Below are 16,233 nucleotides of genomic sequence, written 5' to 3' on the forward strand. Positions count from 1 at the left end.
AGGACACGTCATGAAAGAAAATAAAATTATCTTTACCGGTCCTGTTGGCGTAGGTAAAACCACTGCAATTTCAGCTTTATCTGATGAACCGCCGGTTCAAACCGATGCATCCGCATCCGATATGACACTTGTCCGCAAGGGGTACACGACTGTGGCAATGGACTACGGTGTCATTCATTTGGATGAGGAAACCAAGGTTCACCTTTATGGTACGCCTGGTCAGGAGCGTTTTAATTTTATGTGGGAAATTCTGAGCCAAGGCAGTATGGGCTTAGTGCTTCTTTTAGATAATACAAGAAGCAATCCATTGAAAGATTTGCAATTCTTCTTGGATGCGTTCCGAGAGTTGCTGAAAAAAGCGCCTTTGGTTGTAGGGGTAACGAAGATGGATATCCGCTCCTTGCCAAGCGTAGATGTATATCAAAAATATTTAGCACAGAATAATTTTAATGTACCGGTTTTTGAGATTGATGCACGTCGAGAAGACGATGTAAAACAATTGGTTACTGCCATGTTGTTCTCAATTGACCCCGGATTAGAGGTATAAGATGGAAGCGACACTCTCTTTACAATCAAATTTATATCCTAAGATTACACCGGCAGGTGCGTATTATGCCGTTTCAAGTGATACGCCCAGCGCCAGCAGAACTTTATTGTATGGTCTGTTGCGTGCAGAGCCGTCTGAAACCATCAGCAGTGAAAAACTTTTGGCGTGGGCAGACACCAGCGATATCAATACCGCTTTAAACCTGTTGTATCGCCTCCAACGCTTGGAGTTTTTGTACGGTGATGAGGAAATCAGCACAGAGGATATCCATCTGACTGACGAACAATTACCGACATTGTTGGAACAGTTGTCTAATTCTGGCAAAGCTTTGTTGGCTGATGAAAACGGTTTGTATTTTGCCAATGCCAATTTCCATCACGAGGCAGCAGAAGAATTGGGTCTTTTGGCGAGCGAAGTGGCCAAAATGGAAGACAATCACCGTCTGTTGATTCGCAATAATCTGCATATCAATAATAGTGCATGGGGTATTTGCGATCCTTCAGGCCAAAGTGAATTGACCTTTTTTCCACTGTATATTGGCATGACCAAACTGATTTTGGTAATTGGCGGAATGCCTGATTTAAATAAAGAGGCTTTTGTTACTTTGGTTAAAGTGCTGTACCACCGATACGGCAGCCGTTGATTTTTGCCTGACCAATATTTATTTTAGAATGGAGCGACTATGCAACAACTATTAATCTCTGTATTAAGCGATTTGAACAATACCTCTGCTGATATCACTGCTTCTGCAGTTATTTCTACAGACGGCCTGCCGATCGCAACCATGCTGCCTTCGCATTTGAATGCAGACCGTGTAGGTGCGATGTCGGCAACGCTTTTGGCGTTGGGTAATCGTTCCGTACACGAGTTGGCTTGCGGTGAGTTGGATCAGGTAATGGTTAAAGGTAAAAATGGCTATATTTTGCTGAGTCAGGCAGGTGAAAATGCAGTGTTGGCATTGATGGCAAAAGAAAGCGGTAAATTGGGCTTGATTTTGTTGGATGCGAAACGTGCGGCCAAACAAATTGCTGGAATATTATAAAAATTTCTTTATAAATTAAAAAGATATAAAAATATTTTTGTTTTTATATAGATTGTTTCTTGACAGGTTTCTGACATTTTCTATATAATTTCGTCTTTAATTCCCCGATAGCTCAGTCGGTAGAGCGACGGACTGTTAATCCGCAGGTCCCTGGTTCGAGCCCAGGTCGGGGAGCCAGATTTGAAAACCACCATGTTACATGGTGGTTTTTATTTTATCTATTGGTTAATATTTTAAGATATTTTGATGGTAATTGATTAAATGATTACACTTAATTCATCAGCCTTTATAGGAACAAATCATCAAGGTTACATCACAACCATCCATGTGAAAAGTGGAAAAGAGTTTTGGAAAGCTATAAATCGTAGCAATCCAAAAGATAAAACAATTTATGAAGTAAAATAATTTATGAAAGGTTAAAAATGATTTACTCAGCAAAGCTAAAAAAAATGGATGAAACAATTGAGGAATTTGCATATTTTTCTATAGAAAATAACGATCTATATTGTTTCCTTAATTGTTGTCCAATGGCTATTGAAGTGAATAAAGTTTACAATGTGGAACTTGACTATTTCATTATTGATGAGTTTATATTGGAAGAGGTTGATACAGATGAATCTGTTATTATTCCTTTTGAAAGAATAGGTGATAGTACACAATATAAGATAACAGGTAGGCTAGATGGCAATACATTTACAGCTGGAAATATTTGCTTTGAAGATGATGCTCTTCAATTAGAATATTCTTATTTAGATGGCAGATTAATTACTTTAACTGTATGGAGATTAAGTATATCCGTAATTTCTGAAAGAATATAATCGTTATATTTTCTAAGAAAATTATTGTCTATATAAACCGTGTCGTCTGAAAAAATCCCAATTTTTCAGACGGCTTGAGACCTTAGTAAAAAAACCTAAGTTTTTACCCAGGCATTTAGGGGGTCTCTTATAAGAATCTTCTTTTGGCAAACCGAACAAACCATGATCACCAAATATATCGACCGATTCCTTTTGTTAACGCTGGAGAAAGTGATTTGTTGGCAGCTGTAGGCTGTTTTTAAAAGAAAATATGCTGTCGGACTTTGCCTTTCTTTCGTCAAACTGATAAACTGTTTGCCATTATTTTTGACCGGGGCATAAATTTTTCATGAAAGACACAGAGCAGAGTAGTTGTTATACCGCTTCTTTCCCTTTATTTATGCCCGAAATTTGGCAGTCTGTCCGTTTTAAGCGGAACGGCTGCCTTTTTGTATTTTAAAGGAACGCAATCATTATGGATTTCAGTTGGTTGGCCGAGCCGCATACTTGGATAGGCTTTGCCACGCTTCTGGTTTTGGAAGTTGTTTTAGGTATAGATAACCTTGTTTTCGTAGCAATTTTGGCAAACAAGGTCAAACCGTCGCAACGGGATAGGGCGCGGATAACAGGCTTGGGTTTGGCTGTCGTTATTCGGATTTTCATGCTGGGCTTCATGGCGCACATCATGACGCTGACACGACCTTTGTTTGAGCTGGGTGGCTTGGAGATTTCCGGCAAAGACATGATTATGTTTGCCGGCGGTATTTTCCTGCTTTATAAAGCGACTACCGAGCTGCACGAACGCCTTGAAGGCCACAATCAATTTGCGGTTGCTGAAGGGCAGAAGAAGCATTCTTCTTTTTGGGGCGTTGTGGCGCAAATCTTGATTTTGGATGCGGTTTTCTCTATCGATTCTGTCATTACAGCAGTGGCGATGGTGGATCATATTGTGGTGGCAATGGGGGCAGTGGTTGTGGCGATGACGGTGATGATTTCTGCCAGCAAACTGTTGACTGCCTTTGTGGACAAGCATCCGACTGTTGTGATGTTGTGTTTGGGTTTCTTGTTGATGATTGGTTTCAGCCTGATTGCGGAAGCCTTCCATTTCCATATTCCGAAAGGCTATTTGTATGCGGCGATCGGCTTCTCGATTTTGATCGAACTGTTTAATCAGGTTTCGCAAAAGAATGCCCGCAAAAATGACTACATCAGTACCTCTTGGCGTAAGCGTACCGCTGAAAATGTGTTGGGCATGATGGGTATCCGCGAAAGCATTTTGGCAAAAGCAGGCGATAACGGCGGTGATGACGAGCATTTTGAAGAAAACGAAAAATCCATGATTCGCAGCGTGCTGACTTTGGCGGAGCGTCCGATTATGGGTGTGATGATTCCGCGTCGGGAGATCGAGAAGTTGGATATTTCCCAAAGTCGGGAAGAACAAAATGCGCAGCTGAAAAATACGCCGTATAGCCGTTTGTTGGTTGTCGGTAAGGCAGGTGTAGATGAGCCTTTGGGCTATATCAGTAAAAAAGATTTGCTGAACCAGCTGCTTGAATCTGGGGAAATCAATATTCAGACGGCCTTGCGCCAGCCGTTGATTTTGCCGGACAGTACGACGGCATTGAATGCGATTGAATTGTTCCGTCAAAGCAGCGCGGATTATGCCTTGGTGGTGGATGAGTTTGGTGCGGTATTGGGCATGGTAACCATGAAAGATTTGTTGGAAACCATTGCCGGGGAATTCCCCGAGGAATTCGAGCGTGAGGAAGAAGAAGCTGCTCCAGCCAGTCAGGATGAAACGCTGTCTGTGGATGGTGCATTGGAGTATGTGGAATTGGCTTCTCAATTAAATTTGCCTGCCCAAGAGGAAGACGCTGACTTTCATACCGTTGCGGGCTTAATTATGGAAGAATTGCAAAGTATTCCTGATGTAGGCGATTTCATCGATTATCACGGCTGGCGTTTTGAAGTGGTTGAGAAGGACGGACAACGGATTGCACGTGTGAAAATCAACCGTTTGCCGGAAGAAGAATAAGTGAAGGCTAATTAGTAAAGGCCGTCTGAAAATGTTCAGACGGCCTTTTTATTTATCCGACTTTAGTTGCCGTAATGTCCGGAGCCTAAAATTCGGTGTGAATGTGCGCCGGTTGCATGGTGGGGATTGCTTGGAATTTGATTGCACCAACAGGCTGCAAGCCAGGCAAAAGCAGCGGCTTCGACCCATTGCGGGTCAAGATGGAGCTTGGCTGTGCTGTGCAATTGGGTGTCGGGAGAAAACAGGGTTTCCAAGTCATGCATTAACACCGGATTGCGGATGCCGCCGCCGCAGATATAAAGATGATGAATCGCCGGGGCAGCTTGTTTGGTCGCATCAAAAATGGTTTGTGCAGTATAAAAGACCAATGTGCGCATGACGTCTTCCGGCTTTTCATTACCTTTCAGACGGCATTGAAGCCAGCTTAGAGAAAACAACTCTCGTCCTGTACTTTTCGGATAAGGGCGGCTGAAATAAGGATGGTCGAGCAGGGAAGCGAGCAGGTCAGGGAGGATTTCGCCTTGTGCGGCTTTTTCCCCGTTTTTGTCGTAAGGCTGCTGCCAAATATGTTGCATCCATGCATCCATCAACATATTGCCGGGGCCGGTATCGAAACCGAAAGAAGGGCTGTCGGGCGGGAGGATGCTGATATTGGAAATGCCGCCAATGTTGAGTACGGCGCGGGTTTCATTCGCATCTTGAAACAACGCTTCGTGAAAAGCGGGGACGAGGGGTGCACCTTGACCGTTGCAGGCAAGGTCGCGGCTGCGAAAGTCGCCGACAGTGAAAATGCCGGTCAGTTCAGCTAACAGGGAGAGGTTGACCAGTTGAATGCTGTAACCGTGTTCAGGTGCATGGCGGATGGTTTGTCCGTGGCAGCCGATCGCGGCAATGTCTTTGGCAGACAGGTTTTGCTCTGTCAACAGTTGCTGTACGGTTTGGGCGTATAGGCGGCTGAGTGTTTGCGCCAGGATATTGCTTTTGTGCAATTCATTTTCGCCTATGTCTTGCAGTGCCAACAATTCTTGGCGCAGGCCGTCTGAATAGGGGAGAAAACTGTGGGCGACGGCGCGTTGCCATTGCTTGCCCTGCATTTGAATCAGTACGGCATCGGCACCGTCCATGCTGGTTCCGGACATGATGCCGATATAGTATTGAGGTTGCATTTCGGTTACAGAAAGGGAAGGTAAAACGACATTTTAACGCCTTTTGACGTTTTTACGGGAATTTCGGCGTTTAATGTAAATAGTTGGTGCAAGAAAGATTACAAAGAGGTTAAAATAGCGCGACTCAACATGTTTTCCAAAAGGAAACTTTCCATGGCTCAAACTCAGTCGAGTGCGAACTTGAAGCTGATTAATACGGCTTTCGCCGCTATGCTTGTGAGCATGGTCGGCTATTTTATTTATTGGGGCCTGGGTTATACCCATTACAACCATTCCGGCCTGTTTATCCTTGCCACCTTTTTCGGCGTCTTCATGGCGTTTAATGTGGGCGGTAACGATATTGCCAACTCTTTCGGTACAAGTGTCGGCTCCGGCACATTGACCATTCCGCAAGCCTTGCTGATTGCGGCAGTATTTGAAGTCAGCGGCGCAGTGATTGCCGGTGGCGAGGTAACAGATACCATCCGCAAGGGTATTGTCGATTTGAATGCGATGCATTTGGATCCGATGCAGTTTGTCTTTATTATGATGTCTGCGCTTTTGGCTGCGGCATTGTGGCTGCTTTTTGCATCGCATAAAGGCCTTCCTGTCTCGACGACGCATGCGATTATCGGCGGTATTGTCGGTAGTGCATTGTGTATGGCGACGTTAAACGGCGTAGATTCCGTTGCATTGATTCAGTGGGATAAATTGGGTGAGATTGCCTTGTCTTGGATTTTGTCCCCGGTTTTGGGCGGCATCGTTTCCTATCTGTTGTTTTCACGAATCAAGAAAAATGTTTTGGATTACAACTCTTGGGCCGGCAATACGCTGAAAGGCATCAAACTGGAGAAGAAAGCCTATAAAGAAGAGCACCGCCAGTTTTTTGAGGCCTTGAGTGAATCTGAAAAAGTCGAATACGCCACTAAAATGGCGCACGATGCCCAAATTTATGATGAGCCGGACTTTGATCCCGAAGAGTTGCAGTCTGAGTATTATCGCGGCCTATACCGCTTTGACAGCCGTAAGGGTGAAGTAGATTCTTACAAAGCCCTGCATTCTTGGGTGCCGTTTATTGCTTCTGTCGGCGGTATGATGATTGCGGCCATGCTGATTTTCAAAGGTCTAAAAAATCTGCATTTGGGTATGAGCAACGTCAACAGCTTCCTGACCATTTTCATGATCGGCGCGGCTATTTGGATGGGTACGTTTGTATTTGCCAAAAGTTTGAAACGCAAAGATTTGGATAAATCAACTTTCCAAATGTTCTCATGGATGCAGGTATTTACCGCTTGCGGTTTCGCATTCAGCCATGGTGCGAACGATATTGCCAATGCGATTGGTCCGTTTGCCGCGATTATGGACGTGCTGCGTACCAACAGCATTACTGCTCAAAACGCCGTGCCACCGATTGCCATGTTAACTTTTGGTATCGCTTTGATCGTCGGTTTGTGGTTTGTCGGTAAAGAAGTGATTAAAACCGTAGGGACCAGCTTGGCGGAAATGCACCCTGCGTCAGGCTTCTCAGCCGAGCTTTCTGCCGCCGCCGTCGTGATGGCCGCATCATTTATGGGCTTGCCTGTTTCCAGTACCCATATCTTGGTGGGTGCCGTTTTGGGTATCGGCTTGGTTAACCGCAATGCCAACTGGAAATTGATGAAACCGATCGGCCTTGCTTGGGTCATTACCTTGCCTGCTGCTGCCGTTTTGTCTGTTGTCAGCTATTTGGTTTTGCAGGCCGTGTTTTAAGATTACTTGATTGAAAAAGGCCGTCTGAAAGAGATTTCAGACGGCCTTTGCTTATTTTTGTAAGGGATAGATTTTAGTTTGTTTTAACGATGCATAAATCATGCTTTTCAATGTTTGAACTGATACAAGAATAATCAAGGTGATAGAGAAATACCTTATTGGGAATATTTTAGAAAAGATTTTTGGTTTCAAAACTTGGCTTGGTGAGGGCAAACAAAGCTATTTTTAATCAGTCCACTATAAGGTTAAGGCAATAAAAAAACCCAATTCAACGACATTTAAGAAAGTCAGAAAGTCATTGAATCGGGGTCTTTATTTAGAACAAGCTATGACAGGCCGTCTGAACATTATTCAGCAGCTTTGTTGGTCTCCTCAACTTGAGTAGGAGACGCTTCTGCTTCGGCGGCAGCTTTAGCGGCTTGGCGTTCGGCTTGTGCAGCCAATGTCTGCTGAACGGCAGGGTGCTGTTGAGCGATGGTTTGCTCTTCTGCGCTGACTTCGCCTTTGAAGCGGTTGTTCAGGTCGAAACGTTTGCCGCCGCGGGCCAAGGCTTTCAGATAGCGTGGGCGGCGGCAGTGGTTGGCCAGTACGCGTGCAATCAGTGCAGGGTCGTATTGGGGCAGGGCAGCAACCAAATCTTGGTCGATGCCGACAGCCAACGGTTTGAATCGTTTGAACACATCATATTTGCCGTAAATGTGGTCGGCAATCATGTCTGTCTGTTTTTTCTTGCTCATGGTTTGGACGGCAGATTTCAGCGCAGCGCCCAAAGCGGTTTCTTGTGCCATTGCGGTTGTATTCCTCTAATCTAAATCCGTATTTTCGTCATACGGCAATAAGGTGCTATTGTAGTATAAAGACTGTGATTTGGCTAAATTTTTCTGAGAATATTCAGAAATAAACGGTTACTTTTCCAATTTGGCAATGTCTGGTGTATTAACCTGAACATCGGCATTTTGCGCACGATGGCGTAAGGCGTGGTCAATCAATACCAATGCCAGCATGGCTTCTGCAATCGGAGCGGCGCGTAATCCGACGCAGGGGTCGTGGCGGCCGTGTGTGGCAAGCTCGACAGGATTGCCTTCTATATCGATGCTGCGGCGCGGTGTGGCGATGGAGCTGGTCGGTTTGATGGCAATATTTACATGAATGTCTTGTCCGGTGCTGATGCCGCCCAAGATGCCGCCTGAGTGGTTGGATAGAAAGCCTTGTGGCGTGAGTTCGTCGCCGTGTTCGCTGCCGCGTTGCGTTACGCTATCAAAACCTGCGCCGATTTCTACGCCTTTGACGGCATTGATGCCCATCATGGCATAGGCAATTTCTGCATCGAGACGGTCAAAAACCGGTTCGCCCAAGCCGACGGGGACGTTAGCCGCTTCGATATGCAGTTTTGCGCCGACAGAGTCCAATGCTTTGCGCACGCTGTCCATATAGTTTTCCAAGTCCTTAATTTGGCTTTGGTTGGCGGCAAAAAAAGGATTTTGGGAAATATATTCGTAACCTTCAAACTGGATTTTTTTTTCGCCTACTTGGGTAACGTAGGCGGTAATTTCCGTGCCGAATTTTTCTTTCAGCCATTTTTTAGCAACTGCTCCCGCGGCAACACGTGCGGCGGTTTCGCGGGCGGAACTTCTACCGCCGCCGCGGTAGTCGCGTGTGCCGTATTTGTGCCAGTAGGTGTAATCGGCGTGTCCGGGACGGAAGCTGGTGGCGATATTGCCATAGTCTTTGCTGCGTTGGTCGGTATTGCGGATCAGGAGGGCAATGGGGGTGCCGGTGGTTTTGCCTTCGAATACGCCGGAGAGGATTTCGACTTGGTCGGCTTCGCGGCGTTGTGTAACGTGGCGGCTGGTGCCGGGTTTGCGGCGGTCAAGGTCAAATTGGATATCCGCTTCGCTCAATTCTAATCCGGGCGGGCAGCCGTCGATGATGCAGCCCAAGCCTGCGCCGTGGCTTTCGCCGAAAGTGGTAACGGTAAAGATTTGTCCGAAAGTATTGCCTGCCATAGGGATACTCTTTTGAAATTGGGTTTGGAAATTTTTTGTTTATTTGGATAATTCTCAGGCCGTCTGAACAGATGTGAGAACGGAATCAAAGATTCTCGTTTCACCGTTCAGACGGCCTTTTGAAATGACTGCTTAGTTCAATTTACCGTGGCACTGTTTGTATTTCAGGCCGCTGCCGCAAGGGCAAGGATCGTTACGGTGAACAATCAGGCCGTTTTGTGCAAGCGCTTCAGGGCTGAAGTCGGTACCGTCAGGATCGAACGCTTCGGTTACCAAATCGGTTTGCGATTGGCCGAGCAATTCTTCCATATCGGGCGCGTCGGAGTGGACGGTTTGAACATCGCTGACGCTTTGTGCGGTGGTGTGGTCGTATTCGCTGTTGCGCTCGATTTGAACGGCAGTCAGCAAAGCGGCAATGTTTTGTTTGATGCTGCGCCACAGGTTTTCAAACATGATGAAAGCTTCACGTTTGTATTCTTGTTTCGGATTTTTCTGAGCATAGCTGCGCAGATGGATGCCTTGGCGCAGGTAGTCCATGGCGGCGAGGTGTTCGCGCCATTGGTTGTCGATAACTTGCAGCATAACGTTGCGTTCGAAATCCGACATGGCTTGTTTGCCGACCAATTCGACTTTCTCGGCATATTCGTCTTCGATGCGTTTGATGAGGCGCTCTTTAATGTCTTGGTTGTCCAAAGTGCTGTCTTCTTTCAGCCAGCCTTTAATATCGACATGCAGGCGGAAATCGGCGGCAAGTTGGTGCTCAAGTGCCGGAATGTCCCATTGCTCTTCCATGCTGTCAGGCGGAATGTGGTAATCAACCAAGTCGCTGATAACGTCGGCGCGGATTTCGCGGGTCAAATCGCTGACGTCTTTAGTCGTCAGGATTTCGTTGCGTTGATGGTAAATCACTTTACGTTGGTCGTTGGCAACGTCATCGTATTCCAAAACCTGTTTACGCATATCGAAGTTGCGGCCTTCGACTTTACGTTGCGCGCCTTCGATTTGACGGGTCAGCAGGCCGTGTTCGATGGCAACGCCGCGCTCGGGTGCCAGGCGGTTGAGGATGGCGGCGGCACGGTCGAGAGCAAAGAGGCGCAGCAATGGGTCTTCAAACGACAGGTAAAAACGGCTGGAGCCGGGATCGCCCTGACGGCCTGCACGACCGCGCAATTGGTTGTCGATACGGCGGCTTTCGTGGCGTTCCGTACCGATAATGTGCAAACCGCCTGCGGCCACAACTTGGTCGTGTTCGGTTTGCCAGCCGCTTTCAAGGGCGGAAATTTGCGCTTGTTTTTGCTGTTCGCTCAGGGTTTCATCGGCGTGGATAGCTTCGATTTGATGTTTGAGGTTGCCGCCCAAGACAATATCGGTACCGCGGCCGGCCATGTTGGTGGCAACGGTAATTGCGCCGACTTTACCGGCTTGGGCCACAATCAATGCCTCGCGCTCGTGTTCTTTGGCGTTCAGAACGTTATGCGGCAGACCGGCTTTGTGTAACAAGTCAGAAACCAGTTCGGAGTTTTCGATGCTGGTGGTACCGACCAAAACCGGTTGGCCGTTTTTGTGGCATTCGGCAATGTCTTTGACAACGGCTTCAAATTTTTCTTCGGCTGAGCGGAAGATTTGGTCGTTGAAGTCTTTACGTTGTACCGGACGGTTGGTCGGGATGATGACGGTTTCGAGGTTGTAAATGCTTTGGAACTCGAAGGCTTCGGTGTCGGCCGTACCGGTCATGCCGGACAGTTTGCTGTACAGGCGGAAGTAGTTTTGGAAGGTAATGGAGGCAAGCGTTTGGTTTTCGCGTTTGATTTCTACGCCTTCCTTGGCTTCAACGGCTTGGTGCAAGCCTTCGGACCAACGGCGGCCGGCCATCAGACGGCCTGTAAATTCGTCCACAATCACGATTTCGCCGTCTTGAATGACGTAGTGTTGGTCTTTGTGGAACAGGGTGTGCGCACGCAATGCCGCCATGAGGTGGTGCATCAGGGAAATATTGGCGGCAGAGTAGAGCGAGTCGTTTTCCTGCAATAAGCCCATTTGGGTCAGGATTTGTTCGGCGTGTTCGTGACCGGCTTCGCTCAGAATAACTTGGTGTGCTTTTTCATCTACCCAGTAATCGCCTTCGCCTTCTTCGGTTTCTTGGCGGATAAGGTGGGCTGGAACGGCATCCATCACGCGGTAGAGCTGGATGTTGTCATCTGCCTGGCCGGAAATAATCAGCGGCGTACGCGCTTCGTCGATCAAAATGGAGTCCACTTCGTCGACAACGGCAAAGTTCAATTCGCGCTGAACTTTGTCGTATTGGTCGGTCACCATATTGTCGCGCAGGTAGTCGAAACCGAATTCGTTGTTGGTGCCGTAAGTAATGTCGGCACCGTAAGCGGTTTGGCGTTCGAAAGGTTGCAAATCGGCTACGATCACGCCGACGCTCAAGCCTAAGAAATTGTACAACGGCTCCATAATGCCTGCGTCACGGGAGGCGAGGTAGTCATTGACGGTAACGACGTGTACACCTTTTCCTGACAATGCATTCAGGTAAACGGCAAGGGTGGCCACCAATGTCTTACCTTCACCGGTACGCATTTCGGCGATTTTGCCATGGTGCAGGACCATGCCGCCGATCAACTGTACATCGAAGTGGCGCATGCCCAATACACGGCGGGATGCCTCGCGGCAGACGGCAAAGGCTTCAACCAAAATATCATCTAGCGTTTGTCCGTCAGCGAGGCGTTGTTTGAATTCGGCGGTTTTGGCCTGTAAATCCGCGTCGCTCAACGCTTTCATCTGTTCTTCGAGTGCATTGATTTTAGCAACGGATTTACGATATTGTTTCAGCAGGCGGTCGTTGCGGCTGCCGAAGATTTTCTTAGCAATGTTTGTCAGCATGAATAATTCCTGCGCCTTGATATAATAGTGGGCGAAATTGGGATTTTAACACAAGCGCTTGTATAACGCGGTAATGCTGTTTGAAATAAAGGCGGTTTTGCTGTATTTCAATTGTAATTGTTTGGTTAATTTACTGAAAGGCCGTCTGAAATATATGGATTTAGCACAATTGGGCAAGCGCGACCGCTTATTGGCGGGCTTGTTGCAACAATCGCAACAATGGCGGAAATTGGATGCAAAAATCAAAACGGTTTTGCCGGTCAACCTGCATCCGCATTTTCAGACGGCCTGTATTGAAGACGGAAGGCTGGTTTTGCTGGCCGCCAACAATATGGCTGCTTCGCGTTTGAAAATGATCCTGCCCGCCATGTTGCCCAAGTTGCAAGCATTGCATGACGGAATACGGGAAGTAGCGGTCAGGGTGGTCCCCAAACCTCCTCCTCAGCCGAAAACCAATAGCTTGCGATTGAGCGAGGCCGCTTTAGATAGCTTCGATGCGGCTGCGGCCAAATTGGAAGACAGGCATCCCGAATTGGCAGCGGCATTGGCAGAATTGGTACGCAAGCACAGCCGATAAAATCATGCCGAATGAGATTATAGTTAATAAATGTTAAAACTTATTTCATTTGACCGATAGCATCTAATACTAAAGAAATACGACCTAAACAGTAACTGTTTTCTTTTAGGTAAACTGATGTAAACTTGGCCTGAAACTTTGATTTCGTGCGAAGTTTGTAGCAAAATAACGCCTGAATTTCTTATCGCTCTGCGTGAATAAGTTTAAGTCTGGTATTTGCCTTTGTTAATATATTCGCGCGGGTTCTATTAATAGAACTTAACAAGACTCTCATCATTAGGAGATACATCAATGAAAGCTTATCTGGCTCTGATTTCCGCTGCCGTTATCGGCTTGGCTGCATGCTCTCAAGAAGCTGCAAAACCTGCTGAAGCACCTGCTGCTTCCGCTGCTTCTGAAGCTGCTCCTGCAGAAACTACTGCACCTGCCGATGCCGCTCCTGCCTCTGAAGCTGCTCCAGCCGATGCTGCCGCCGCTCCTGCTGCCGGCAACTGCGCAACTACTGTTGAAGCCAACGACGCTATGCAGTTCAACACTAAAGAAATCCAAGTAAGCAAAGCTTGTAAAGAATTCACCATCACTTTGAAACACACCGGTACCCAACCTAAAGAAAGCATGGGTCACAACATCGTCATCGGTAAAGCCGAAGACATGGACGGTATTTTCAAAGACGGTGCCGGTGCTGCTGCAACTGACTACGTTAAACCTGACGACGCACGCGTTGTTGCCCACACTAAACTGGTTGGCGGCGGCGAAGAATCTTCCCTGACTCTGGATCCTGCTAAATTGGCCGGCGGCGAATACAAATTCGCTTGTACCTTCCCAGGTCACGGTGCTTTGATGAACGGTAAAGTTACTTTGGTTGACTAATCCGCTTTAAGCTTAAAAACAGACAGCCTGCCTTGCGCAGGCTGTTTTGTTATAATCTGGAAACATTAATTTCAGAATAAAACCTCAAAACCATGAATCCGTTTGAAACCAAAAGCGTTACTTTTGCCGAACCCATTGAAATGTTGTACGCCTGTCATGGCAAAGTGCGCCGTTTCTGCAGCCAGGTTGCCATGTTGTCGGACTATATTGCCGAAAACGGCTGCAATCAAATCGTTTTGCAAACCATCCGCCAGATTGCCCAATATTTTAATGTTGCCGCGCCGTTGCACCATGAAGACGAAGAAGAAAATTTCTTCCCGCTTCTATTGCAATATGCACCGCAAGCTCAAGAAAGCGTTGACGAGCTGTTGCGCCAACATATCAGCCTGCACAACAACTGGGAGGCGGTATCCGCCGAATTCGCCAAACTCGAAGCAGACAACGCCTATATCCCCGATGCGGAAACGTTCAAACGCTTTGTCGCAGGATATGATGTCCATCTGGCGATTGAAGAGCCGCTGTTTGATATGGGCAAAACCTTTATCCCCAAAGAAAAGCTGACCGAAATCGGCGAAATTATGGCTGCACGCCGCCGCAAATAAGGCCGTCTGAAACAATCGTCTCAAGGATATATTATGCTGACCCCAAAAAGTTGCGATTTGTTCAATATTCCCTTTTTTCAATTTTCCCAGCTTAAAAAATACCAGCCTGAAAGCATTCCGCAAATCAAGGCCGACTATAAAGAAAACTGGCAAGTATGGCAGCAGCTGATCCAGCAGGTTGCCGCCGAATTGGGTGCACCGTTTGCGCCGCCGCATATCGAACGCTGGTGTAACGGCTGGCAGGTCCGCGCCCATTTCTTTGCCTATTTCAAATACGAGCAATATAAAAATTCCGCAGCAATTTTGTCGATTTTGCTCAACCGCCGCCGTTTGAGCGTCAGCTTGGATTGGCACTGCTATAAAGCCGATGTTTCCCCCATTGCGCTGCCCGATTACAACCGCTGGCTGGATAATTTTGATACCGAAAAATACGCTTCCTTCGATATGTGGCACGGTGCGGAAAGCGAATATGACGATTATCGTACCGTCGCCCAACAAAGCGACGGCGATAGAAAGCTTCGAGACGACAAAGATTTCTTCTGCATCGGCAAACACATCGAACGCGATGATTTGGGCAAGCAGGATGTCGCGAAATGGATAGTGGAAACAGTGGAAGACTTACTGCCGCTGTATGAAGCTTGTCATGGAAAATAACTCAGGACGCAGAAAGACAAACTGCCCATTCAGTATCTTCAAATAAACTCAAGGTCGTCTGAAAATCATATTCAGAACGTTTCAGACGGCCTGTTTTTCAAAGTGAACACAATGATCGAAACCCAATCCCTAGAACTCGCCAAAGCGTTGATTTCCCGCCCGTCCGTTACGCCGGATGACCAAAATTGCCAACAACTGCTGGCCGAACGCCTGCACAAAATCGGTTTTGCCGTAGAAGAGCTTCATTTTGGCGACACCAAAAATATTTGGTTGCGCCGCGGTACGCAGGCTCCGGTGTTCTGCTTTGCCGGACATACCGACGTCGTGCCGACAGGCCCTGTTGAAAAATGGGATTCGCCACCGTTCGAGCCGACCGAGCGCGACGGAAGATTATACGGGCGCGGCGCGGCGGACATGAAAACCAGCATTGCCTGTTTCGTTACCGCCTGCGAACGCTTCGTTGCCGAACATCCCGATCATCAAGGCAGCATTGCGCTCCTGATTACTTCGGACGAAGAGGGCGATGCGCTGGACGGCACGACCAAAGTCGTCGATGTGTTGAAAGCGCGCGGCGAGTTGATTGATTACTGCATCGTCGGCGAACCGACTGCCGTGGATAAATTGGGCGATATGTTGAAAAACGGCCGCCGCGGCTCGTTGTCGGGCAATCTGACTATCAAAGGCAAGCAAGGCCATATTGCCTATCCGCATTTGGCCATCAATCCCGTGCATACTTTTGCCCCGGCCTTGCTGGAGCTGACGCAGGAAGTTTGGGACGAGGGCAACGAATACTTCCCGCCGACCAGTTTCCAAATTTCCAATATCAACGGCGGCACAGGCGCGACCAATGTGATTCCGGGCGAGCTGAACGTCAAATTCAATTTCCGCTTTTCTACCGAGTCTACCGAAGAAGGGCTGAAACAACGCGTTCACGCCATTTTGGATAAACACGGTGTGCAATACGATTTGCAGTGGTCTTGTTCAGGCCAACCTTTCCTAACCCACGCGGGCAAACTGACCGACGTGGCACGCGAAGCCATTGCCGAGATTTGTGGCGTTGAGGCCGAATTGTCCACCACCGGCGGCACTTCGGACGGACGCTTCATCAAGGCCGTTGCCAAAGAGCTCATCGAATTAGGCCCGTCCAACGCGACCATCCACCAAATCAATGAAAACGTACGTTTGGAAGATATTCCGAAGCTGTCGGCAGTGTATGAAGGTATGTTGAAGCGTTTGTTGAAGTGAAAAGGCCGTGCCGTAGGCTTTGAAAAACGATAGGGCGGTACGATTCTTTTATTCTTTTTGTTTTCTATTAAGTTATCG

16 protein-coding genes and 1 tRNA gene are annotated in these 16,233 nt (G+C 47.6%); 13 read left to right on the top strand and 4 right to left on the bottom strand.

Annotated elements, in window-relative coordinates; all coding sequences use genetic code 11:
• Positions 1–10: 10 nt before the first annotated feature.
• The 7 genes from ACTHUF_RS09035 to ACTHUF_RS09065 all read left to right on the top strand — a co-directional run bounded on the left by ACTHUF_RS09035 (position 11) and on the right by ACTHUF_RS09065 (position 4,421).
• Positions 11–547 carry a GTP-binding protein gene (locus tag ACTHUF_RS09035; protein WP_003748733.1) on the top strand — a complete coding sequence of 179 codons (537 nt, stop codon included), beginning with the start codon at positions 11–13 and terminating at the stop codon, positions 545–547.
• A 1-nt stretch (position 548) separates the two neighbouring features.
• Positions 549–1,190 carry a hypothetical protein gene (locus ACTHUF_RS09040; protein WP_003748732.1) on the top strand — a complete coding sequence of 214 codons (642 nt, stop codon included), beginning with the start codon at positions 549–551 and terminating at the stop codon, positions 1,188–1,190.
• Positions 1,191–1,229: 39 nt separating this feature from the next.
• Complete coding sequence (locus ACTHUF_RS09045) at positions 1,230–1,589, top strand: roadblock/LC7 domain-containing protein (protein ID WP_440407505.1); 360 nt, start codon at positions 1,230–1,232, stop codon at positions 1,587–1,589.
• A 101-nt stretch (positions 1,590–1,690) separates the two neighbouring features.
• Positions 1,691–1,766 (top strand) — tRNA-Asn (locus ACTHUF_RS09050).
• Positions 1,767–1,850: 84 nt separating this feature from the next.
• A complete protein-coding gene (locus ACTHUF_RS09055) occupies positions 1,851–1,994 on the top strand; it encodes a hypothetical protein (protein ID WP_168166705.1) in 144 nt (47 codons plus the stop codon).
• Between the two features lie 17 nt (positions 1,995–2,011).
• Positions 2,012–2,407 (top strand): hypothetical protein, encoded by a 396-nt coding sequence (locus ACTHUF_RS09060; protein WP_036493096.1) that lies wholly within the window; start codon positions 2,012–2,014, stop codon positions 2,405–2,407.
• Positions 2,408–2,861: 454 nt separating this feature from the next.
• Positions 2,862–4,421 carry a TerC family protein gene (locus ACTHUF_RS09065; protein ID WP_049323927.1) on the top strand — a complete coding sequence of 520 codons (1,560 nt, stop codon included), beginning with the start codon at positions 2,862–2,864 and terminating at the stop codon, positions 4,419–4,421.
• Positions 4,422–4,483: 62 nt separating this feature from the next.
• On the opposite strand, the gene ACTHUF_RS09070 is transcribed toward ACTHUF_RS09065, so the two are convergent.
• Positions 4,484–5,587, bottom strand: coding sequence for an anhydro-N-acetylmuramic acid kinase (locus tag ACTHUF_RS09070; protein ID WP_440407506.1), 1,104 nt, complete (start codon positions 5,585–5,587; stop codon positions 4,484–4,486).
• 153 nt (positions 5,588–5,740) lie between these two features.
• On the opposite strand from ACTHUF_RS09070, the gene ACTHUF_RS09075 reads away from it, so the two are divergent.
• On the top strand, positions 5,741–7,315 hold the full coding sequence (locus tag ACTHUF_RS09075) for an inorganic phosphate transporter (protein ID WP_003748724.1): 1,575 nt from the start codon (positions 5,741–5,743) through the stop codon (positions 7,313–7,315).
• Positions 7,316–7,662: 347 nt separating this feature from the next.
• On the opposite strand, the gene ACTHUF_RS09080 is transcribed toward ACTHUF_RS09075, so the two are convergent.
• From ACTHUF_RS09080 to secA, 3 genes are all read right to left on the bottom strand, one after another.
• Entirely contained in the window at positions 7,663–8,103 is a 441-nt protein-coding gene (locus tag ACTHUF_RS09080; RefSeq protein ID WP_315092998.1) for a ProQ/FINO family protein, read from the bottom strand.
• Between the two features lie 117 nt (positions 8,104–8,220).
• Positions 8,221–9,321 (bottom strand): chorismate synthase, encoded by a 1,101-nt coding sequence (gene aroC / locus ACTHUF_RS09085; RefSeq protein WP_440407507.1) that lies wholly within the window; start codon positions 9,319–9,321, stop codon positions 8,221–8,223.
• Positions 9,322–9,453: 132 nt separating this feature from the next.
• A complete protein-coding gene (gene secA, locus ACTHUF_RS09090; RefSeq protein WP_440407508.1) occupies positions 9,454–12,207 on the bottom strand; it encodes a preprotein translocase subunit SecA in 2,754 nt (917 codons plus the stop codon).
• 154 nt (positions 12,208–12,361) lie between these two features.
• On the opposite strand from secA, the gene ACTHUF_RS09095 reads away from it, so the two are divergent.
• The 5 genes from ACTHUF_RS09095 (at position 12,362) to dapE (ending at position 16,155) form a co-directional block, all read left to right on the top strand.
• Positions 12,362–12,784, top strand: coding sequence for a DciA family protein (locus ACTHUF_RS09095; protein WP_315093003.1), 423 nt, complete (start codon positions 12,362–12,364; stop codon positions 12,782–12,784).
• 291 nt (positions 12,785–13,075) lie between these two features.
• Positions 13,076–13,654 carry an azurin gene (gene azu / locus ACTHUF_RS09100; RefSeq protein ID WP_036493110.1) on the top strand — a complete coding sequence of 193 codons (579 nt, stop codon included), beginning with the start codon at positions 13,076–13,078 and terminating at the stop codon, positions 13,652–13,654.
• Positions 13,655–13,746: 92 nt separating this feature from the next.
• Positions 13,747–14,256: a hemerythrin domain-containing protein gene (locus tag ACTHUF_RS09105; RefSeq protein WP_315093006.1), complete on the top strand. Its 510-nt coding sequence runs from the start codon at positions 13,747–13,749 to the stop codon at positions 14,254–14,256.
• 33 nt (positions 14,257–14,289) lie between these two features.
• Complete coding sequence (locus tag ACTHUF_RS09110) at positions 14,290–14,910, top strand: glucose-6-phosphate 1-dehydrogenase family protein (protein WP_004519621.1); 621 nt, start codon at positions 14,290–14,292, stop codon at positions 14,908–14,910.
• 111 nt (positions 14,911–15,021) lie between these two features.
• Positions 15,022–16,155: a succinyl-diaminopimelate desuccinylase gene (dapE, locus tag ACTHUF_RS09115; protein ID WP_440407532.1), complete on the top strand. Its 1,134-nt coding sequence runs from the start codon at positions 15,022–15,024 to the stop codon at positions 16,153–16,155.
• The last annotated feature ends 78 nt before the right edge of the window (positions 16,156–16,233 follow it).

The organism is Neisseria sp. P0024.S006 (assembly GCF_051956595.1).
Classification (GTDB): Bacteria; Pseudomonadota; Gammaproteobacteria; order Burkholderiales; family Neisseriaceae; genus Neisseria.